Here is a 21,764-nt window from a genome sequence, read left to right as displayed (position 1 = left end):
AAGTCCGTTGTTTGGGGGCAAGGTTCAGGTTCGGGGTCGTTTGAAGTAAAAAACCATCTGCTGATCTGACCAGTAACGTCCGGGCCCCGACCACGATGTGGGCCGATCGGTAACAGCCACCAGCTCCCAACGCAGCTTGCCAACCTCGTTGAGGACTTCATTCCAGGTCTTCAGGCCATCGGGTAGTCCGGGGACCTTAAAGGAGCCGGTCGCCTCGTCCCAACACGAGTTAGCGTTGAACAACCAGTATTCCCACTGTCCAGGTTCAGTCACAGGTCCACTACATCGTGCGACTCTCATCGAAGCAGTCGGATGATCAGTCATATCGCACATCATTCCGCCGGTTCGCACCACGGCGGGGCGCTGAAGTGCCGCGCCTGGACCAACCTATCCTGGATGACTTCCACTCTGGGCTTCCTCCAGTTGCGCAGCGGCGAGGCGGCCGAGGTAATACCTCGGCCGCTGCCGTTACGCCACCACTGTGCGCTTGCGTGAAGGATGCCTCCGGGGCAGCGCCTCCCGGAGGCATCCTCACATCGCAGCCGGGTCAGCTGCCTTCAGGCGCCCCGTCGACCATCTGGACTCTGAGCGTCCTGCGAGTGTCGTCGGCGAAGATGAGCGTGAAGTTGTACCAGCTGGGTGTCGGCACGCCGTCCTCGCTGAGGGTGACCGACATACGCCCGGTGGTCGGGCTGAACGAGATCGCGGACACGTTGCCCGCCCAGCTGACGCTCTTCACCACCGCCGGGTTGCTGATCACGTTTCCGCTGCTGTCCTTGACCTGCCAGGAGACGCCCAGGAAGCACATGTTGTACGGATGCGGCGGCACCTCGCAGGTCGCGTTGAGGCTCGGCGTGCTGCTGCCCCCGCTCCAGAACCCGGTGAACGTGTACGGCCCGGCGGGCACCCCGAGGTTCACCGTCACCTGCTGCCGGCAGGTGGCCGCGTTTCCGGAGTCGTCCCGGGCGGTCCAGGTCACCGTGGTCAGCCCGGACGGGAACGTCGCCGGCTTGTCGCTGGTCACCGTCACCGTCGCGTCGACGATGTCCGACGTGGTCGGATTCCCCAGTGTCGGCGTCGCCGTGGTGACGGTCACGTTCGGCGGGCAGGTGATGCCGGGTGCGGTCGTGTCCCGCACCGTCACCGACTGCACCGTGGTGCCGGTGCCGCCGTAGCTGTCGGTCCCGGTCCAGACGACGCTGTTGACACCCAGCGGCAGCGGCGAGGGCGCGTTGTTGGTCAACGTGACCGGATCGCCGTCCGGGTCCTCAGCCGTGGCCCCGGGCAGGGTGCCGGTGTATCCGCCGGCGGTGTTGCCCTCGACCGACACCGGCTCGATGTGCACCAGCGGCACCCGGTTGATCAGACCGGAGGAGTGGAACGCCTCGGTGGTGTGGGCGCTGGGCAGGAAGGCTCCGTTGCCGGCGTTGTTGATCGGATACACCGACAGGTCCATCACGGTGTACGGCCCGTTCACGCCGCCGGCGGCGATGGCCGACCAGGGGAAGTCCAGTGTGATCTGGTTCTGGCCCGCGGTCAGGGCGACGGTCTGCTGGTGCTCGACGAGTTCCTGCCCGTTCGGCCCGACCAGCCGCGCGTTGACGGCGTACGAGCCGCCGGAGTCCACCCGCACCCGGCCGCCGACCCGCAACTGCTCGGCGTAGCGGTTGCTGTCCGCGTCGACCTGCTCAGCGGTGAAACCCTGCAGGTCGATCTCGACCTCGAGGTGGTCGAACTGCCCGGCGGTGTAGGCGGACGAGGTGGCCTGGACGGTCACCCGGTCCAGCAGGTTCTGCTCGGCGTCGCTGAGCACCAGGTTGCCCAGCGTGTACGGCCCGTTCAGGCCGCCGCGGAAGATCGCCTGCCCGCCGAACCGGAGCTTCACCGAGCCGGTGCCGGCACCGAGCTGGGCCGTGCCGCCGGCCGAGCCGACGACCTGCCCACCTGCCGCGATTAGGTCGCCGGTCAGGTGGAACTCGCCGCCCTGCGGGGCGGTGACCGGCACCGACACCTCAAGCGCGTCGAGCCGGCCGTCGGTGTTGGCGTCGGGTGCGAGCCAGGTGGCTCCGGCGGCGATGCCCCGGCCGTCGTCGGCTCCGACCGGCACCACCGCGCTGGCGGTCCGCGCCCGGGTTCCGGAGGTCCACGCCGCCACGGTGTACGTGCCGGCACCGGCCGGGGTGAACGTCGCCGACCAGGTGCCGGCGCCCGTGCCGGTCGCGACGCCTTCGACGACCTCTGCCCCGGCTCCGTCGAGGACCCGGTAGCGCACCTGCTCGCCGGCGACCGCCTCGGTCAGCGTCATCGTCGCGGTGACCGGTGACCCGGCCGTCGGCAGCCCTGCCGGACCTGCGACGGCCAGCTGCCGCGTCGTCGCCACCGACCCGACGGCCGCCGCCTTCACCGGCGCGCCGGTGGAGTTGTGCAGGGTGACGGTGCCGGCGCCCCCGGTGGTCTGCGCCACCAGCACCGGCTCGCCGAACAGCTGACCCGTGCTCAGCGGCTGGCCCCGGTAGCTGCCGGTGACTCCGGGCTCGGTGAGGATCAGGACCTGCGCGGTGCCGGCGGCCTCCAGCGCGAGCGGGATCTGCGCGGTGCCGCCGGCGGGGATGGTGGCGGTGCCGATGTCGGCGAGTTCCACCGGGTCGGCGGCCGTGCCGGCCATGGCCCGCAACCCGCTGGACTCCTCGACGCGGTAGCAGGCGTACTGGGCGGCGTAGGCGTGGCAGAGGCTGCGCCCGAGGGCGCCGCTACCTGTCTTGATCAGGTCGCCGTGGTTCTGGGGGAAGATCGGTTCGAGCGAGGTGTGCACGCCGCCGTGCGAGCCGTTGCGGTCCATCCAGCGGACGCTGTCCACCGCGACCACCCCGTCGCTCTGCCCGGGAACGTAGATGGACGTCAGGTCCCAGCCTTCGCCGGCGATGGTGGCGTACTCGGTGCCGGCGGCGTGGTCGCGCACCTGGACGTTGAAGACGTTCTGCATGTAGCTGGTCTGCAGCTGGAAGAGGCCGTCGGCGGGTCCGTCGCACGCGCCGAACTTGTGGCCGATGATGAGGATGAGGGCCTCGTACTCGTTCGGGTCGCCGTCGTAGCTGTTCTTGATCTCGCAGAGGTGGTCGGCGACGGGGCTGCCACCGTTCGGCGTGCCGATCATGACGATGTTGCGGACGTCGCCCGGATGGAGCCAGGCGTACCGGCGCGAGTTGAGGCCGCCCATCGAGTGGGCGACCAGATTGATCTGCTCCGCGCCGGTGTCGCGCTTCAACGCGGCGATGGGGTCGCGCATCATGAGCTCGTTGAGGTACGTGCTGCCGTTGAAGGTCAGCGACGGAGTGATGATCTTCCCCGCCAGCTGCCACACGTTCTCCTCGTAGAACGCCTTCATGTCCTGCATGGCCTCGCCGGTGCTGATGATTCCGTGCATCAGCGCCACCGGCAGCACGTCGCTGGACAGGCGCAGCTCGGCCCAGTCGATCGACACCGCCCAGGTGTTCGTGCCCGGGTTGGCGGTGTCGATCAGCACGCTGAAGTCGTTCACCGCGACCTCGCCCGGCGCGGCCGGGAACTTCAACTTCGAGGCGTCGATGTGGAACGAGACCGTGCTCCACTGGTCGTGCGCCCCGGTCAGGATGCCGTAGCTGGGCGCGTCGATGGCGTGCCCGTTGACGCCCACCCGGTCGACCTCACCGCCGACCGCGTAGTCGTCGTCGACGTCCCAGGCGCGCAGGGTCAGCAGCGCTTTGCGGTCGGTGTACGTGTGCCCGGCGGCCGGGTAGCCCTCGGCGGTCACCGGTCCGGCGTAGCGGTCCACGACGATCGAGAAGTCGAGCGGCCCGTCGCTCTCATACATGTACCGGTCGAGGTCACAGCCCTGGTCCACCCGAAGCACCCCGGTGCCGGTCGGGTCGGTGTACTTGCTGGTCTCACAGGCGGGCAGGGCCATCGCCGACGCGGCAGCGGCTCGCTGCCCGGCGCGGGGCCGCACCGGCTTCGCGCCCGGCATCGGGCGGGCGTGTCCCCGGGGCGCGTCGGCCGCGGTGTCACCACGCTTCGGTTCCTCCCACGGCTTTGCCTGAGCGGGTACGGGAGCCAGCGACAGCGACACCACCACTGCGGCAGCGGCCAGCCGGCTGAACAGGGATCGATTCATGAATGTTCCCATCGTCGGATGGGAGCCGACACTACGGAGCGATCAACAACGATCCCATGGCCGATCGGGCGAGGTGGAATGCAGCAAACAATCGACATCCGCGACACCCTGATCGGACGGTCGGCCACCGACGCGGTCCGACGACATCGCACACGGCGACGCGCCCCGAGCGGGCAAGAACCCACTGCACCGTCGGATGACGCAGGTCGGAAGCTTGTCGGCGATTCCGCGCGTCCGACGCCGGCGGGCCGTCGCGCAACGGCGGGACCCGCCGGCCGGCCGACAACCTTCTCGCCGGACGCAGCCCGCATATACGCACGATGTACACGGGTTGTACGCCCGCCAAGTTTCGTCCGATCCCACGTAGCCCAGATCACGTGCCTAGCCGTCGTATGGCGGGATGGTCCATCGCAGGACCGCGCCTCGCGCATGGTGGTTGTTGATCGTCGCCGGGTAGACGTGACCGTACGCCCGCTCACCGCGATGACGCATCGAATGGTCTCCCGGGTCCCACTCGAGGAGAAGCACTCCGCAGCCGTTCACCGTGACGTTCCCGACGCGCAGCGGATGTTCCCAGCCGGCACGGGACGCGAGGTAGTGGTCGGTGTGGATGTCCAAAGACACCATGACACCTCTGCCCCGGTCGTCACCGGTCCACGCACGCAGCGCATCGGTGAGCTTCCGCGCCTGTGCCACCGGAAGATCACGCCAGCCGAACCGGCCGGGCCAACGCCCGAACGGCTCGCCACCGAACTCCCGCCGGGCAGCTTGCGCGTGGCCACCCCAGTACACGACATCAGCCAGCCCGTCCCGCGACGTCCCGTCCAGCCCCACCCACGAATCCAGCGCGGTGGCGTCGCCCAGCAGCATGCCGCAACGGTCGACGGGAAGGTCACCGAGCAGCAACGGCGCATCGGCGGCTGTCCGGCTGCCCGCACCCAGGTCGACTTCGAGGACAGCGATGGCCGGCCGCTGGTCGAACGGCGAAGGCGAGACAGCCGCACGTACAGCCAGCGGCCGCTCGGCATCGACGGGCACCGCGACAGCCTCGAACAGCCACTCGCCGACATGCCCCCCACCGTGGGCGGCAGCCGACTGCGCGCGTTCAGAGAACGCCTCTCCGGCCACAGGCCAGACGTGGCTCAGATGACTTGCCGTGGCGAGCGCGAGCACGCCCGAAGGCGCGGTCACCACACCCAGATCGGCCATCTCCCTGCTCACGAGACGAATATCGCACGGTGTCCGCGACAGTGGCGACGGTGCCCGTGCTCGCTGAGCTATCGGGGCTGCCCGCTTGCCGCCGCTGGGCCGGCCGTCATTGCCGGGCCATGGCGATACGCCAGCGTTCCTCGATCGGGATGAGGTGCTCGGCGTTGGCCGCTTCGGCGTCGACGTCGATCTGAACCCAGCGGATCGTGCCGGTGAAGTCGTTGCCGCGGGCCGGGTACTCCGGGGTGACCGTGGAGCCGGACTCCCTGCCGACGTGGGTGGCCTCGTCTGCGGAGAACATCACCGGCTGGGTGGCCGGCACGGTGCCGCGGCCCACTTCGACGCCGTCGAGGTGGAGGGTGACGGTGCCGCCCTTGGCCAGGCCAGGGCCGTCGTAGGCGAACTCCGCCCGGACCTGGTGCTCCCCGGCCGGGATCCGGGTGTCGGAGTCGATGTAGAAGTGGCGCAGGCCGACGAGGTTGTAGCAGTAGCGCAGCCGCCCCTCATGGGCGTACATGCTCCAGCCGCCGGCCATGCCGCCTTGGGCGATGATGACGCCCTGCGCGCCGGCGTCGGGCACCCCGACCTGAGCCGTGACGGCGTGGCTCTTGTTCTTGACGTTGATGACGGAGTTCTCGTTGAGGTGACCCATGCCCGGGAACAGCACCTGCGTGGCGCCTCGGATCAGCTGCGGCCGCCCGGCCAGGTCGGGGTTGAACCGCTCCGCGCCCCGGTCGTCAAGCGGCAGCACCCCATGCTTGGCCGCCTCGATCAGCCACAGCCGCTGCAGCCGGTGCAGCATGTCGGGCTGCTCAGCAGCCAGGTCGCGGGACTGGGTCCAGTCGTCGGGGCCGTACAGCTCCCACACGTCGTCGTCGAAGGCTGCCAGCTGCGCGCCGAGCAACAGCCAGGGCGTGCGGTGCCGGGTGACTGCGGTCCAGCCACGGTGGTAGATGCCGCGGTTGCCGCCGATCTCGAAGTACTGCGTCTGGTGCCGCTCCGGCGCGGCCTCGTCGCTGAACGTGTAACCCATGCTGACGCCCTCGATCGGGGCCTGCGTGACGCCGTGCACGGTCGTCGGCTCGGGCAGCCCGGCGGCCTCGAGGATGGTCGGGGCGACGTCGATGACGTGCGCGAACTGCTCACGCAGCTCGCCGGCGGCGCTGATGCGGGCGGGCCAGTGCACGACGGTGCCGTTGCGGGTGCCGCCCCAGTGCGAGGCCACTTGCTTGGTCCACTGGTACGGCGTGGACAGCGCGTGCGCCCAGCCGACCGCGAAGTGGTTGTACGCGCTGGGGGTGCCGAGCTCGTCCATCCGCGCGCGCAGGAATTCCGGGGTCTCCAGCGCGCCCATGCCGTTGTAGTTGATCGATCCGTTGAAGGTGCCGTGCATGGCTCCTTCGGCGGAGGCGCCGTTGTCGCCGATGATGTAGTAGATGAGCGTGTCGTCGAGCAGTTCCAGGTCGTCCAGGGCCTGTACGAGGCGGCCGATCTGGTGGTCGGTGTGCGCGAGGAATCCGGCGTAGACCTCCATCTGCCGGGCGAGCACCGGTCTGAGGTCGTCGGGCATGTCGTGCCAGTGCGGGATTTCCGGGTTGAACGCGGTCAGCACCGCGTCGGGTGGGATCACGCCGAGCTGCTTCTGCCGTTCGAAGATCTCCTCGCGCAGCGCGTCCCAGCCTGCGTCGAAGCGCCCGGCGTACCGGTCGCACCACTCCTTGGGCGCGTGGTGCGGGGAGTGCGTGGCGCCGGGCGCGAAGTACATGAAGAACGGCCGGTCCGGCTGCAGCGCGTGCTGGCGGCGGATCCAGTCCACGCCCCGGTCGGCCAGGTCCTCGGTGAGGTGGTAACCCTCCTCCGGGGTGCGGGTCGGCTCGACCGGGGTGGTGCCGTGGTAGAGGGTCGGGTAGTACTGGTTGGCCTCGGCTCCGATGAAACCGTAGAAGTACTCGAATCCGCTGCCGGTGGGCCAGCGGTCGAACGGGCCGGCCGGGCTCGTCTCCCACACCGGGACCTCGTGGCACTTGCCCAGCTGGGCGGTCGCGTATCCGTTGAGCCGCAGCGTCTCGGCCAGCGTCGCCTTGCTGTTGGGCCGGATGGTGCTGTAGCCCGGCGCGGAGGTGGCCAGCTCGGTGATCGCACCCATGCCCACCGAGTGGTGGTTACGGCCGGTCAGCAGCGCCTGCCGCGTCGGCGAGCACAGTGCCGTGGTGTGGAACCGGTTGTAGCGCAGCCCGCCGTCGGCCAGCCGCTGCGCCACCGGGGTGTCCACCGGGCCGCCGAACACGCTGGAGGCGCCGAACCCGACGTCGTCGAGCAGGATCACCAGCACGTTCGGCGCGCCCGCCGGCGGCCGCAGCGGCGCGATCGGCGCGAACGAGGTGTCCGGGTCCCGCGCGTCGTAGGTGGTCAGCCCCGGCTTGGGCCGGTCGGGCATGGGCAGCGTGGTGCGGGGCAGGTCGTCATACGCGGGCACGGGGGTCTCCGTTTCGAGGTGGTGAGGTGACGCGCACGCTGTCGTGTCGGCGGCAGGTCACGACGCCGGCCGCACGACGCAGCGGAAGCCCAGGTGGCAGGTGGAGGTGTCGACCGGCTGGGGCAGCCGTGCGGCGGGGCGGTAGCGGCGGCAGTAGTTCGGCGCGCACAGGTGCGAGCCGCCCTTCATCGTCTTGCGGGGGATACGCAGGTGCGCCTGGCCGGGTTCGAAGCTGCCGGACTCGGTGCCGCCGGCCGGGTTGACCCGGGGGGCGGCGGTGCCGCAGCAGGTGGGCGTGTTCGGTGCGAGGCGGCCGTGCTCGGCGTACCAGTCGGACGTCCACTCCCACACGTTGCCGATCATGTCGTGGAGGCCGTAGGCGTTGGCGGGGAAGGCGCCGACCGGTGAGGTCCCGTCGTACCCGTCCAGCCGTAGGTTCTCGTGCGGAAACCGGCCCTGCCACGTGTTGGCCATGTGGCTGCCGCCGGGGTTGAACTCGTCGCCCCACGCGTACTCGCTGTCGGGCAGGCCGCCGCGCGCGGCGTACTCCCACTCGGCCTCGGTGGCCAGCTGCTTGCCGGCCCACTGCGCGTAGGCGAGGGCGTCGGCATAGGTCACGTGGGTTACGGGGTGTTCACGGCGTTCGCGCAGCGACGTGCCGGGACCACCCGGATGGCGCCAGTTCGCGCCGGCCACGTACGACCACCACTGGTGGAGGTCACCCAGGTCCACCGGATACGGTGGCGGCGTGAACACCGCCGAGGCCGGTGCGAGCAGCGCCGGGTCGGCACCGGGGTACGCGGCCGGGTCGGCGGGCCGTTCCGCCGTCGTCACGTATCCGGTGGCCTCGACGAAGGCTTCGAACTGGGCGTTGGTGACCGGGGCGGGGTCGATCCAGAAGCCGTCGACGGCGACGTGGTGGGCTGGGGCCTCCTCCGGGTAGTGGCGGTCCGATCCCATGGTGAACCGGCCGCCGGGGATCCACGCCATGCCCCCGGCCCGGTTCCCCGGGGTGGGCCGCGCGGTCCGCAGGCTGCCATCGGTGTTGCTCATGCTCGTCCCCTGACGATGCTCGGTCTCAGGTCGGTGTGCGGGTCGCGGGGTGGACCGTTCGCCTGGCTTCCGGCGTGGAGTCACCGTCAGGGCGTCACGATCGCGAACCGCGGATCGGGCGCGTCGAGGTAGCCCTGCATACGCCGGAGACCGTCGAGATCGCCGTCGTGCGCGATGCCGCCGAGGCCCTTGCCTGCCAGCATGCCCAGCAGTTGCGGCTTGGTCAGGGTGAGGCTGAGTTCGGGGTTGCCGGCGGGCGGATTCTGCTGCTGGACGAGCACCCCGTTGCGCAGCGTGGTGCGGTACGACTGGCCCAGGTCGGTGAACGTCCAGTCGATGACGATCGTGTCGTGCCACGCCTTGGGCGCGTCGACCCGGATCGCCAGGGTGTCGAAGATCTGCTCGATCGACAGCACCGCGGCCATGCCGCCGCCGAGGTCGACCGGGGTGACGTCGGGCCCGTGGCGGAGCTCCTGCGCGCCGGTGAGGTAGAAGTTGCGCCAGATGCCGCTCTCCGCGCCGTGACCGAGCTTCTCGTACACCTGGGCGAGCAGTTCCTTCGCGTCGCCGTGAGCGGGGTCGGCGAAGACCGCATGCTGCAGCAGTTGCGCGGCGAACCGCAGGTCTCCGGCGTCGGCGTAGTCGCGAGCCTTGCTCACGACGGCGTCGACCCCGCCGAGGCAGTCGACGTACCGCTTGGCGGTCTCGACCGGTGGGTGCTGCCACAGGTTGGCCGGGTTGCCGTCGAACCAGCCGAGGTAGCGCTGGTAGACGGCCTTGACGTTGTGCGACACCGTCCCGTAGTAGCCGCGCGCGTGCCACGCCGCGTCCAGGGCCGGCGGCAGCTGGATCATCTCGGCGATCTCGGTCGCGTTGTGGCCCTGGTTGGCCAGCCGCAGCGTCTGGTCGTGCAGGTAGGCGTAAAGGTCGCGCTGCTCGGTGAGGTATCGCGTCATGTTGTCCTGGCCCCAGGTGGGCCAGTGGTGCGAGGCGAACACGACGTCGGCCGCGCCGTCGAACATGGTGATCGCCTCGGTGATGTACCGCGACCAGATCCGGGCGTCGCGGACCAGCGCGCCGCGGGGGGTGAGCACGTTGTGCATGGTGTGCGTGGCGTTCTCGGCCAGGCACAGGGCGCGGTGGTCGGGGAACAGGAAGTTCATCTCCGAGGGCGCTTCGGTGCCCGGCGTCAGCTGGAACACGATCCGCACGCCGTCGACGGTCTCCTCCTGCCCGGTGCAGGTGATGTCGATCGTGGGCGGGAACAGTGACACGGTCCCGGAGGAGGCGGCGTTGCCCAGCCCGAACCCGATCAGCCCGCTCGGGCCGACCGGCAGGGTCGCCCCGTACATGAAGCTCGCCCGGCGGGTCATCGCCGTGCCTGCGTACACGTTCTCGGCGACGGCGTGCTCCATGAACCCGACCGGCGCGAGGATCGGCACGTCGCCGTCGGTCACGCCGGCGGCGCCGCCGAAGTGATCGGCGTGGGAGTGGGAGTAGATCAGGCCGGTGACGGGGCGGTCGCCGCGGTGGGCGCGGTACAGGCCGAGCGCGGCCGCGGCGGTCTCGACGCTGAGCAGCGGGTCGACGACGACGATGCCGGTGTCGCCCTCGACGATCGTCATGTTCGACAGGTCAAGGCCGCGCACCTGGTAGATGCCCTCGGTGACCTGGTAGAGGCCCTGGCGGGCGCACAGCCGGCTCTGCCGCCACAGGCTCGGGTTCGCGGTGTCCGGGCACTGACCGTCGAGGAAGGACCACGCGTCGGCGTCCCACACGACCCGCCCGTCGGCCGCGGTGACGACACCTGGCGTCAGCGCGGCGACGAAGCCCCGGTCGGCGTTGTCGAAGTCGGTCCGATCGCCGAAGTCGGGTGCGTTGTCCATGGTGGAACCTCCGTACGTGTCCATCGGGGAAATGCTGGAGACCTGGTCTGCCGGCTGTCGGCGGATCACAGGGCCGAGCTGCCGGGCGATGACGGCGACGCGGTGGCCGGGCCGAGGGCGGCCGGGGCGTCGGCGGGAACGGCGGGCCGGTGCGGCGCGATCGGGGCGATGCGCTGGTAGGCCGCTCCGAGTGCGGGTCTGGGGTCCGGCTCGCCGCGGTTGGGCCAGAACGACATGGCGCGTTCGGCCTGGGCGGTGATGGTCAGCGACGGGTTGACGCCGAGGTTGGCCGACACGGTCGAACCGTCGGCGACGTGGATGCCCGGGTGGCCGTAGAGACGGTGGTACGGGTCGACGACACCGGTCCGGGGAGAGTCGCCGATCGGGCAGCCGCCGATGAAGTGGGCTGTCAGGGGGATGTTGGCGATCTCGCCGATGGTGCCTCCGGCGATGCCGTCGATCTTGTCGGCGACCCGGCGGGCTGCGTCGTTGGCGGCGGGGATCCAGGACGGGTTCGGCTGGCCGTGGCCAGGGCCGGAGGTGAGCTTGTACCGGCCCGACATGGTCCGGCGCCCGCGGACGGTGATCGAGTTGTCCAGCGCCTGCATCACCAGCAGGATGATCGTGCGCTCGGACCAGTTCTTCGGCGAGAACCAGGTCCAGTTCCGCGGCTGGGTGAGCATCGTCTTGGCCCAGGTGACCCAGCGGGGGCGGCCCTGGTCGCCGTCGGTGAGCGCGGTCTGCAGCAGCGCCATCAGGTTGCTGCCCTTGCCGTAGCGCACCGGTTCGATGTGGGTGTTCTCGTCGACGTGGATCGACGAGGTGATCGCGACACCCTGGGTGTAGGCGATGTTCTTGCTCCGCGCCTTGACCCCCAGCACGGACTCGGAGTTGGTCCGGGACAGCTGCCCGAGCTTGGGCGAGATGTGCGGCAGCGAGCCGGTGTCGCGCAGGCGGTGCAGCAGTTTCTGGGTGTTGTAGGTGCCGGCCGAGAACACCACCTGCTCGGCGGTGAAGACTCGCCGCCGGCGGCGGCGCAGCGCTGCCCTGCCGGTGGCCACCGTGTGCACGGCGTATCCCCCGGCCGGTAGCGGCTTGAGGTCGACGACCGTGGTCATCGGGTGGATCTCGCAGCCGTTGCGCTCGGCCAGGTAAAGATAGTTCTTGTCCAGGGTGTTCTTGGCGTTGTACCGGCAGCCGGTCATGCAGGAGCCGCACTCGATGCAGGTGTTGCGCCGGGGTCCGGCGCCGCCGAAGAACGGGTCGTCGACCTCGGTGCCGCGCTTGCGGCCGTCCTCGCCGAAGAGCACTCCCACCGGCGTCAGGGTGAACGTGGCGCCGACTCCCATGTCGTCGGCCACCGACTTGAGGACCTTGTCGGCCTCGGTGACGGTGCGGTTCATGGTGACGCCGAGCATGCGCCGGGCTTGGTCGTAGTGCGCCTCGAGTTCGTCGCGCCAGTCGGTGATGTGGGCCCACTGCGGGTCGTCGAAGAACGGCGCGAGCGGTTGGTAGAGCGTGTTGGCGTAGTTCAGCGATCCGCCGCCGACGCCGGCGCCGCCGAGGATCACCACGTCGCGCAGCAGGTGGATGCGCTGGATGCCGTACAGCCCCAGGGCGGGGGCCCACACGAACCTGCGCGCGTCCCAGGACGTCTTGGGCAGTTCCTCGCTGGTGTAGCGCCGACCTGCCTCGAGCACGCCGACGCGGTAGCCCTTCTCGGTCAGGCGCAGGGCAGATACGGATCCGCCGAAGCCGGAGCCGATGACCAGGACGTCGTAATCGTGGGTACTCATGACATGCATACCTTCCGCAGCAGCGTCAGAGGTGGCAGCGCTCGCGCGAATTGCGTTAACGCCAGTATCGTTATTAACGATCAACAGGGCAAGAGCCCGTCGGCCGCAAGGTGAACCCATCCGTCAGCGCTGACCGGCGACGCCGCAGTGCTCTTGAGGGTCCGCGGTCCGTCCCGGCGCCGACCCTGCACGGCGCCGGGACAGGCCCAGTCACCCCCGCAGCGCGGAGGCGAAGATCCCGGGCAGCGCCGACCAGCGGGGCCGAGCGGCGAACGCGGTGAGCCGTCGGCCGGTCGTCGCGGCGGTGCGGTTGGTCAGGAACCACGGCGGTTTCGGGGTGAGGCCGCACTCGCCGGTCATGATCGAGCGCGGCAGCGGCCGGAACGGCCCGTACACCACGGTCCGTTCGGGTCGGTGCAGCAGCAACGCGTTGTGCACCACGCCGCGGCCGCTGGCGATGTCGTCGAGCGGGTGCCCGGGGAACGCTCCCCAGGTGGCGCGGGCGGTCAGGTAGCCCACGCCGGTCCAGGCGTTGACGCCGATGGTGCCGTAGCGCAGCCGGGCGATGGCGTCACGCAGGCGCGGGCCGAGCCGCCGACGCGTACGCGGGTCGATCACCAGGTTGGCGCCGAGCGTGCCGTGCAGGCGCTCGTTGGCGGCGTCGACCGCCGCATCGAGGAACACCATGCCCGTGCCGGGCAGTTCGGCCACGCCGAGAACCGGACCGAAGTACTCGGTGTCGAACGCCCGCTCACCGTCATCACCGAGGTCGAGGCCCCACAGCACGGTCCGTTCCGGGGTGCCGCCCACAGCCTCGAAGCGCGGATGCGTCCTCCGGGCGCCGGACACCCGCACGTCACAGCCCGGATACCAGGCCGGGCGAACGGGCGCGTTCGCGAACGCATCGCGCAGCGCGGCGAGGAACTCCCGCTTCTGCGGCCAGTCCCGGCTCACGATGACGATCTGCGCGGCGACGCAGTTGAAGCCGCTGTTGTGCAGGCGCTGCGTGGCGACATGCTCGGCCTGGAACCGGATGTCGGCCTTCGACCAGCGACCGGGCACCACGATCGTCGGAGACACCCCGCCGAGTTCGCTGGTGACGGGCTTGTCCAGCCGCGGCGTACCGGCGGCCTTCGCCGCCCGCCCCGCCTCGCCGGTCCCCCACACGATCGCATCGTGGGTGGCCTCGCTGCCGGTGAGGTGCACGGCGTCGACACCGGCATGGGTCACCAGGTGGTCGCCGACGGACGCGTCCCCGGTGACGATGCGCAGATAGCCCCGGTCGATGAACGGCGCGAACACCGCGGCCAGCACCGGCAGCAGCGCCTCGGCGACCGGGTTGAGCTTGAGCAGGACCACCCGGTTGTACGCGTACAGCTGGTACAGCACGTCCAGGGGCGCGATCGAGAAGATGTTGCCCGCGCCCATGACCACGGCGACGCCGGCGGTGAGCTCAGGAGCGAGCAGGCCCAGCCCGGCGCGTTCCCGGGTCTCCTGCTCGGTGACGCCGGGCTCCATCCAGACCTCGGCCCGGAAACCGCTGAGCAGCAGCCGGTCGAAGGAGTCGTGCGGCAGCACGCCGATGCTCACCCGGCCGCCCGGCGCGGTGCCGACCCTGCACCCCGCGAGCAGGTCACGTCCCTGCTCCAGGTGTGCCAGGGTGTCGGCCAGCGCGTCGACGTAGCCGAGCACGGCCCAGGGGCCGCTGGTCCACTCCTCACCGAGCAGCGGCGAGCCGGCGGGCAGCTGCTTGATGCCTGCGGCGACCCGCACCCACTGTTCGGCGTGGGCGGCGACGGCCGCCTGCAACTGGCGCAGCAGGGCACGGCGGGAACTGAGGGACTCGCGGGCCCAGGCGTGTTCGCCGCCGCGAAGCTCGGCGATCATCTGATCCAACTGCGCGGTCGTGGCGGTGCTGAGAGTCATCGGTGTCCTTGTCGGCGCTGGGCCGGCCGAAGTCGGCCGAGGATCATGGACGCGAAAGTGGTCGCGGGGACGCCCGGAGGATCCAGGGGTCCGGCCGCCGCCTGCCGCTTCTCCCTACGGCAGGCGGCGGTGTCCGGGCACCGGGCGGGGCGGGCGCGGTGTCAGGCGAGCAGGCCCGCGGGCACTGTGACCTCCCGCTTGAGGATCTTGCCGGTCGGCGACTTCGGCAGCTCGGCGACGATCCACACGTGCCGCGGGTACTTGTACGCCGCGGCCTGTGTCTTGACGTGCTCGCGCAGCTCCTCCGCGGTGGCCTCGGCGCCGGCCTTGAGCGCGACCACGGCACAGATCTCCTCGCCCAGGTCGGCGTGCGGGACGCCGATGACGGCGGCCTCGCGCACGGCGGGGTGCTCGTACAGCAGCTCCTCGATCTCGCGCGGGTACACGTTGTACCCACCGCGGATGATCATGTCCTTCTTGCGGTCGACGATGAAGAAGAAGCCGTCCTCATCGACGCGGCCCAGGTCGCCGGAGCGGAACCAGCCGTCGGCGTCGATCGCCTCCGCGGTCGCGTCCGGACGCCCCCAGTACCCCTTCATGATGTTGTGACCGCGGATCACGATCTCACCGACACCGTTCTCGACGTCGCGCAGCGCCATCTCGACCCCGGCGACGGGCGTGCCGATCGACCCGGCCTTGCGCTCGCGGTCGGCATGGTTGAACGACGCGATGGGCGAGGTCTCCGACAGGCCGTATCCCTCGAGGACGATGCAGCCGAACGCGGCCTCGAAGGCACGCATGACCTCGACGGGCAGCGCCGCGCCGCCGGACACGCACAGGCGCAGGCTGTCCCCGTCGAACTCGGCCCGCTGCGGGTGGGCCAGCAGCGCGACGTACATCGTCGGCACGCCTTCGAAGACCGTGACGCGGTGGCGGTGGATCGTGTCGAGCACGGCCTGGGGGTCGAAGCGCGGCACGAGCGCCAGGCACGCCCGAGCGGCGACCGCTGCGTTGAGGCCGCACGTCTGCCCGAACGAGTGGAACAGCGGCAGCGCGCCGAGCACGACGTCGCCGGAGGTCAGCGACATCAGATCGACGCCGATCTCGGCGTTGCGGGTCAGGTTGGCGTGGCTCAGCTCGGCGCCCTTGGGAGTGCCGGTCGTGCCGGAGGTGTAGAGGATGACAGCGGTGTCCCCCGCCTCGCGCGCCACGATGCCGTCCTGCGGCGTGGTGGCGCCCAGCAGGGCTTCGAACTCGCCGGGCACCACCAGCAGGCATTCGGTGCCGGCGGCGGCCGCGCCGGCCGTGGCGTCCGCACCGAACCCGTGCCAGGCCAGGACGACCCTGGCCTGCGAGTCACTCAGGTAGAACGCCACCTCGCGGGACTTGAGCAGCACGTTCATCGGCACCACCACCGCACCGGCACGCAGGATGCCGTAGTAGGCGGCGGCGAACTGCGGCACGTTGGGCAGCATGAGCCCGACCCGGTCGCCGGGCTGCACGCCACGCTCGCGCAGCAGCCCGGCGACCCGGGCGCTCGCCGCGTCGAGCTGCGCGTACGACAGCACCGTCTCGCCGAGCCGGATGGCGGGTGCCGCGCCGTCGCACGCGGCCGAGTCGGCCAGGTTCTGGGCAAGGTTGGTCATGATCGGGTTTCTCCATCGGGATGCGGTTCAGGTGGATCGGTTCTTCGGCTTCCGGCGTCAGCCGAGGCCGGCCGGCCGCGCCGGTCTCCAGGGAACTCGACGCGGCGGGCCTCGTGCGCGCAGATCCGGCCGCCGCTCACGTCACAGCGGCGCGCGGCCGGCGCGGCAGGTCACTGCGCCAGGCGCTGCCGGTCCCGGGCGGGGTCGACGAGCGTGATCGCGGCCGTTCCGCCCAGCAGGAGCACGGCCGCGGAGATCAGGACCGCGTGCCGGTATCCGGCCGCGCCCTGCGTGTCGACCAGGCGGCCGACCAGGATGGGGGCGATCAGGCCGGCGGTGGTCACGACACCTTGCATGATGCCCAGGGCACCGCCGCGTCGTTCGGCCGGAGCGATCTCCGCGACGGTGGTGACCGCGATGGTCGCCATTACTCCGCAGATCCCGAACCCGGCGATCAGCAGCAGCACGGTCAGCGGGCCGCCCTGGCCGGCGCTCAGGGCAAGGCAGCCGGCCGCGCTGAGCAGTAGGGTGATGCCGCCGACCCGGGCTCGTGCCCAGCGGCTGCTGACGCCGCGTCGCAGCAGCCATCCGGTCAGCGCGGCCTGGCCGAGCAGGGCCACGGCGTTGACGGCCCACAGCAGCGCCACCAGGTTGGCCGAGGCGGTCCTGGAGTAGCCCAGCCCGTCGTGCAGGTACGACGGCAGCCAGGCGACGGTCAGCGCGACCATCCAGTAGGTGGCGAAGAAGCCCGCGCTGATGCCGATCCAGGAGCGGGTGCCGAGGATGCGCCGGTAGCCGACGTTGCCTGCGGTCGGCTCGGCGGCGGCCTCGGCCGCCGCGTCGCCGGCAGTATCCGGGTCGGTCGCGACGGCGTACGGGCCTTCCTTGCCGGCGAATGCCCACACCAGCGTCCACAGCACACCGGCAACGGCTACCACGCCGAACGCAGACCGCCACCCGTGCTCCGCGATCACCCAGGTCAGCCCGGGCGCGGCGATCACGACACCGAACGTGGTGCCGGCGGTGACCAGCGCGCTGGGCAGGTTGCGCCTGTTGTTGGGGAACCACGACAGAGCGGTCTGCTGCGCGATCGGGAACGCGGGGCCTTCCGCCGCGCCCAGCACGATGCGGGAGGTGAACAGCATGGCCACGCCCGCACCCAGCGCCAGCGGCGCCTGCGACACCGACCAGAGCACGACCATGCCCAGCAGCAGCCACCGCGGGCGCACCCGGTCGGCCAGCAGCCCGCCGACCGCGCCGAAGATGGAGAACAGCAGGAAGAACGCGCTGTTCGCCGTGCCGAACTGGGTCGCCGACAGCCCCAGATCCTCCCGGATCGATTCGGCGGCCAGGCCCAGGATCGACTTGTCCGCAAAATTGATCATCATGAAGACGACCAGCAATGCGGTGATGATCCACGCACGGCGGCGGTCGTCCGGCACCGTGCCGGCGGGCCTGACGGACGTTGCGGGTGCGACTTCGGTGTCGGTCACGATTGCTCCGCTTGGCTGTAGTGAGGGCGTGCGGCGGCTCATCGCCGGAAGCCATGGCTACCGGCACCTATCGTGACCTGCGCCACGCTAGATACGTAACCGGTAGTATCGTTATCGACATACGGCTGCGCAAGATGCCGCGACAGAATTCCGCCGCCGGGTCAGCGGCCAACCGGCCCGACGGGTGTGGGTGTGCCACGGCAGCGGTGAGGGCGCTACCGGATCAGGCGGGCGAGCCCACCGCGCGAGCGATCATGTCGGCCAGGTCCGCGGCGAAACGAGCGTCGGGCACCTGCTGCTCGATCACCAGGCGAAAGATCAACGGTGCCGCCACCAGGGTCGCCGCCGCCTGCACATCGACATCCGCACGCACATCACCGCGCGCGATGCCCCGCTCGAGAATCTTTCTCGTCTCGCCCATGGTCCGGCTGACATACCGCTGGTAGGCGCCGCGCACCGCGCCTTCCTCCTCCACCGCCGCGATCAGCCCAGCCAGCAACCTGGCCGTGCCCGGAATCCGGTAGACGTCCAGCCGCGCGTCCAGCACCGCCCGCAACTCGGCGCGGAAATCGCCCAGATCAGGCACGGCGAGCACGCCGATCCGGGTCTCCGCCGCCGCAAGGACCAGTTCGTGCTTACCCGGCCAACGCCGGTAGATGGCGGGCTTGCTCACTCCGGCGCGGGCGGCCACGGCGTCCATGGTGACCGCGGACAGACCCTGCTCGGTCACCAATTCCAGGACGGCGGACAGCACCGCCCCCGTGACGTGCTCCTGCCGCGGGCGCCCCGGCCCCCGCTCCACCCGTACACCCGCCATGTCCGAAGCCTACGGGCGGCCGTCCCGCTCGCTCCGCAGACCTGACACGGAAGTCCCTGCCCGCATGGTCCGCAGATGATCGCGACGTTCACACAGGTCGCCTGAGCAGCGCAGACGACCCTTTACCCCGAAGGCCGTCGGGGTGGAGCGCCGGCGGACTGCACAAGTCTGCGCGCATGGGACTTGCCCCGACCCACGCGGATAACGGTACTCTCGGTATCGTTTTGGCGAGCGGGGATCCGCGCGCCGGACGCCGCAGCCGGTCACTGCTCCCCTACCACCTGTGGGCACCGCAGACCGTCGCCACAACCGCCCGCCGTCGGGCAACCCCCGCCACGAGCCAGGAGTCGCAATGCCAGCACAGACACCCCCGGCGAACCCCGACACCGGGCGGATGCCAGCGCTGACCGGACGTGAGATCGCCGCTGCGCACCCGACGCCACCCGCCCGGATCCTCGGCCTGGGGGTGTACCGGCCGCGCCGCGTCGTCACGAACGAGGAACTCTGCACCTTCATCGACTCGACCGACGAATGGATCAGAGCACGGACCGGGATCACGCAACGCCGCTGGGCCGAACCCGACGAGACCCTGACCGCCATGTCCGTCCAGGCGGCGGCTGCGGCGCTGGCCGACGCGGGGATCGCCGCGTCTGACGTCGGCTGCGTGGTGGTGGCCACGGTGACCCACCTGGAGCAGACTCCGTCGATCGCCGCCCTGATCGCACACCAGCTCGGCGCCGTCAACGCCGCGGCGTTCGACATCTCGGCCGGGTGCGCCGGATTCTGTCACGCAGTGGCGCTCGGCCGAGACATGGTCCAGGGCGGCAGCGCCCGTCATGTCCTGGTCATCGGTGCGGAACGCATCTCGGACTTCATCGACAGGCAGGACCGGACGACGGCCTTCATCTTCGGCGACGGAGCGGGCGCCGTGGTGATCGGACCCGCGGATCGACCCGGTATCGGCCCGGTCGTGTGGGGCGCGGACGGCAGCCAGTATGGCGTGATCGGCCAGACCCGTGACTGGAAGGCATTCATGGACGAACCGACCGGGCCGCGGCCCTTCATCCAGATGTCCGGCCAGCAGGTCTTCCGCTGGGCCTCCTACGAAATGGTGCCCGTGGCGAACAGGGCACTGCAGGCCGCCGGCATCACCGTCGACGAGCTCGACGCCTTCATCCCGCACCAGGCCAACATGCGGATCATCGACGCCATGGTCAAGGCGCTCAAGCTCCCAGCCGGTGTGCCGGTGGCACGCAGCATCGCCGAGCTGGGCAACACCTCGGCCGCGTCGGTTCCGCTGGCGATGGAGCAGATGCGACGCACCGGCGAAGCCCCCAGCGGTGGGACGGCGCTGCTCATAGGCTTCGGCGCCGGCCTTTCCTACGCCGCACAGGTCGTGACACTGCCCTAGGTTTCATAACCGGGTCATAGCCATTCGCTGATCGCGGCGATGTCGTAGGTGGCCCGACAGCGGACGGCGAGCTTGTCGTACCTGGTGGCCAGGCCTCGGCGGCGCTTGAGCCGGGTTGATGCCGCCATCCGGAACCGGCACGCGACTTCGTCCGCGGATTCCTGGCCAACGGCCGTCCGGGACCGCAGCTTCGCGATCAACCATGGCGGGCATCAGGGCGCTATGCGACCTGTGAGCAGCGCGGCGTCCAGCGCTGCCAGATGATCCGCGACCCGGCCGATTGTCAGTGCTCCACTGGCCGCGCCGGCCCACTCCGCCGCCGCCGGGAGCAGCGCTTGCCTGACCCGTTTCATGGTGTCCGGATCGCCGGCGGCGATGGCGGCACGGCCCAGCAGACACCACAAAGCTTCAGCGAGCGGATCCGCAGGTGGATCCGGCACCTCGGCGAGCCGGGCTGGGGGACGTATCCATGGCTCGTATGGCCCCCAGGCGTGATCGGTGGCCTCCAGCGGCTGTCCCCGGCGCAGCCGCATCCCGAGCAGCGCCAGCGGCAGCAGCCCGTCGCGCATACCCGGCATCCCGGCATCGTCGAGCCGAGCGCCTGCCCGCCGATAGAGAGTCTCTGCCTGGTCGTCGCCGGCCATGTCGGCCCGCAGTGCCCGATACCACTGGGTGAACACGGCGACCAGCGGCCGCTCATGCCGGGCGGCAAGGTCGTCGGCGGCCTGCGCGTGCTGATCGGCCCGGTCGAACGCGGCCACCGCGCAACTCGACTGCAACCTGATCAGGTGACCGAGCACCTCCACGCTGGCCAGGTCGTGCCGGCTCGCCAGGCCGACCAGCTCGGCACCGATCCGGTCCCGGTGCGCCGATCCGCCGGTGCTCGCGAAGCTCTGCATGAACACGCCGTTCAACGCGAACGCCAGCAGCGCGGGGTCGCTGCTGGCGCGGGCGATCGCCTCGGCCTGCCGGGCGCACTGCGCCGGCCGTGGATCGCGGGTGCCCCGCGACTCGATCGCGATGGTGGCCAGCAGCCGGGCCCGGGCTGGGTCCCGGCCGACCGGCGGGAGGATCGCGAGGGCCCGTTCCGCCGCGGCGACGATGCCGGCCGACAGCTGCGCCTTGTCGGCACGGGGCCAGATGGCCGGCACGTCGTAGGCGCCGATCACCCGCGCGGTCAGCTCCGGGTCGCCGAGCTGCTCGGCGGCCGCGACGGCTGCGGCCCGCTGCTCGCGGGCCACCTCGAGACCGCCGGCGCCGGTGACGGCGAGGTTGCGCAGCATGCCGACCGCCGACTCCAGCCGCATCCGGGCGCCGACGTCGACCCGTTCGTAGGCGGAGGCAACCCGGGTCAGCACTTCGGTGGCCGGATCCGGTCGGCCGGGGGCGTCCAGGCCCGGCTCCTGCCGCAGGATGTCGATCTCCAGAGTGCGCAACGCCGGGCCGGGCTCCACACCGAGGTGACCGGCGAGCAGCTCACGAGCCCGGCGCAGCATCGCGAGAGCGTCACCCTGGCGACCCGACCGGTACAGCGCCAGAGCCAGCAGCCCCCATCCCTGCTCCCGCCATGGATGTGCGGTGACGTGTCCGTCCAGGTCCGCAGCGGCCCTGGCGGCCTGTCCGAGGTCGAGGTGGGCTTGCGCACGCTGTTCGACGGCTTGCAGGCGCAATTCGGTCAGGCGGGACCGTTCGGCGCGCGGCCAGGCGGCGTCCGGGAAGTCCGCGTACGCGGGACCGCGCCACCAGGACAGCGCCTCGTCCAGCCGGGCCAGCGCCGTGACCGGGTCCGCCTTGGCGGACGCGGTCACGGCCTGCTCGAACCGCCAGGCGTCCACTTGATCGGATGCGCACGCCAACGCGTACCCGAGGCCTTGGGTGAGCAGGATCGTGGCGGGCGCCCG

At 70.7% G+C, this 21,764-nt stretch carries 12 protein-coding genes; 1 reads left to right on the top strand and 11 read right to left on the bottom strand.

The annotated features are described in order from the left end of the window. Positions 1-547: 547 nt before the first annotated feature. The 10 genes from Cco03nite_RS37300 to Cco03nite_RS37255 form a co-directional block, all read right to left on the bottom strand. The gene (locus Cco03nite_RS37300) at positions 548-4,150 is read right to left on the bottom strand and encodes an alpha/beta fold hydrolase (RefSeq protein WP_203698740.1); all 3,603 of its coding nucleotides are present in this window, start codon (positions 4,148-4,150) and stop codon (positions 548-550) included. Positions 4,151-4,531: 381 nt separating this feature from the next. Then, positions 4,532-5,371: a hypothetical protein gene (locus Cco03nite_RS37295; protein WP_203698739.1), complete on the bottom strand. Its 840-nt coding sequence runs from the start codon at positions 5,369-5,371 to the stop codon at positions 4,532-4,534. 94 nt (positions 5,372-5,465) lie between these two features. Next, positions 5,466-7,835 (bottom strand): arylsulfatase, encoded by a 2,370-nt coding sequence (locus Cco03nite_RS37290; RefSeq protein WP_275412103.1) that lies wholly within the window; start codon positions 7,833-7,835, stop codon positions 5,466-5,468. A 57-nt stretch (positions 7,836-7,892) separates the two neighbouring features. Next, the gene (locus Cco03nite_RS37285) at positions 7,893-8,888 is read right to left on the bottom strand and encodes a formylglycine-generating enzyme family protein (RefSeq protein ID WP_203698738.1); all 996 of its coding nucleotides are present in this window, start codon (positions 8,886-8,888) and stop codon (positions 7,893-7,895) included. An 86-nt stretch (positions 8,889-8,974) separates the two neighbouring features. Then, positions 8,975-10,798 carry an alkyl/aryl-sulfatase gene (locus Cco03nite_RS37280; RefSeq protein ID WP_239167969.1) on the bottom strand — a complete coding sequence of 608 codons (1,824 nt, stop codon included), beginning with the start codon at positions 10,796-10,798 and terminating at the stop codon, positions 8,975-8,977. Between the two features lie 41 nt (positions 10,799-10,839). After that, positions 10,840-12,570, bottom strand: a complete 1,731-nt coding sequence (locus Cco03nite_RS37275; protein WP_203698737.1) for a GMC family oxidoreductase — start codon at positions 12,568-12,570, stop codon at positions 10,840-10,842. A gap of 210 nt (positions 12,571-12,780) precedes the next feature. Further along, positions 12,781-14,496: an aldehyde dehydrogenase family protein gene (locus Cco03nite_RS37270; RefSeq protein ID WP_203698736.1), complete on the bottom strand. Its 1,716-nt coding sequence runs from the start codon at positions 14,494-14,496 to the stop codon at positions 12,781-12,783. Positions 14,497-14,657: 161 nt separating this feature from the next. Then, entirely contained in the window at positions 14,658-16,142 is a 1,485-nt protein-coding gene (locus tag Cco03nite_RS37265; protein ID WP_203698735.1) for a long-chain-fatty-acid--CoA ligase, read from the bottom strand. A 170-nt stretch (positions 16,143-16,312) separates the two neighbouring features. Continuing rightward, the gene (locus Cco03nite_RS37260; protein ID WP_203698734.1) at positions 16,313-17,635 is read right to left on the bottom strand and encodes an MFS transporter; all 1,323 of its coding nucleotides are present in this window, start codon (positions 17,633-17,635) and stop codon (positions 16,313-16,315) included. A 223-nt stretch (positions 17,636-17,858) separates the two neighbouring features. Continuing rightward, complete coding sequence (locus Cco03nite_RS37255; protein ID WP_203698733.1) at positions 17,859-18,452, bottom strand: TetR/AcrR family transcriptional regulator; 594 nt, start codon at positions 18,450-18,452, stop codon at positions 17,859-17,861. A 394-nt stretch (positions 18,453-18,846) separates the two neighbouring features. On the opposite strand from Cco03nite_RS37255, the gene Cco03nite_RS37250 reads away from it, so the two are divergent. Next, positions 18,847-19,863 (top strand): beta-ketoacyl-ACP synthase III, encoded by a 1,017-nt coding sequence (locus Cco03nite_RS37250; RefSeq protein WP_203698732.1) that lies wholly within the window; start codon positions 18,847-18,849, stop codon positions 19,861-19,863. Positions 19,864-20,075: 212 nt separating this feature from the next. Here Cco03nite_RS37250 and Cco03nite_RS37245 read toward each other — a convergent pair. Beyond that, the coding region (locus tag Cco03nite_RS37245; protein WP_203698731.1) for an AfsR/SARP family transcriptional regulator at positions 20,076-21,764 on the bottom strand (1,689 nt) is incomplete at its 5' end.

This window comes from Catellatospora coxensis (genome assembly GCF_016862635.1).
GTDB lineage: Bacteria > Actinomycetota > Actinomycetes > Mycobacteriales > Micromonosporaceae > Catellatospora > Catellatospora coxensis.
The sequence above is the reverse complement of the archived record's forward strand: the minus strand, read 5'-3'. Positions and strand labels throughout refer to the sequence as shown.

Coding starts and splice junctions, on each gene's coding strand:
- Cco03nite_RS37300 (WP_203698740.1), bottom strand. CDS start 4,150: ATGAATCGATCCCTGTTCAGCCGGCTGGCCGCTGCCGCAGTGGTGGTG.
- Cco03nite_RS37285 (WP_203698738.1), bottom strand. CDS start 8,888: ATGAGCAACACCGATGGCAGCCTGCGGACCGCGCGGCCCACCCCGGGG.
- Cco03nite_RS37280 (WP_239167969.1), bottom strand. CDS start 10,798: ATGGACACGTACGGAGGTTCCACCATGGACAACGCACCCGACTTCGGC.
- Cco03nite_RS37275 (WP_203698737.1), bottom strand. CDS start 12,570: ATGAGTACCCACGATTACGACGTCCTGGTCATCGGCTCCGGCTTCGGC.
- Cco03nite_RS37270 (WP_203698736.1), bottom strand. CDS start 14,496: ATGACTCTCAGCACCGCCACGACCGCGCAGTTGGATCAGATGATCGCC.
- Cco03nite_RS37265 (WP_203698735.1), bottom strand. CDS start 16,142: ATGACCAACCTTGCCCAGAACCTGGCCGACTCGGCCGCGTGCGACGGC.
- Cco03nite_RS37255 (WP_203698733.1), bottom strand. CDS start 18,452: ATGGCGGGTGTACGGGTGGAGCGGGGGCCGGGGCGCCCGCGGCAGGAG.
- Cco03nite_RS37250 (WP_203698732.1), top strand. CDS start 18,847: ATGCCAGCGCTGACCGGACGTGAGATCGCCGCTGCGCACCCGACGCCA.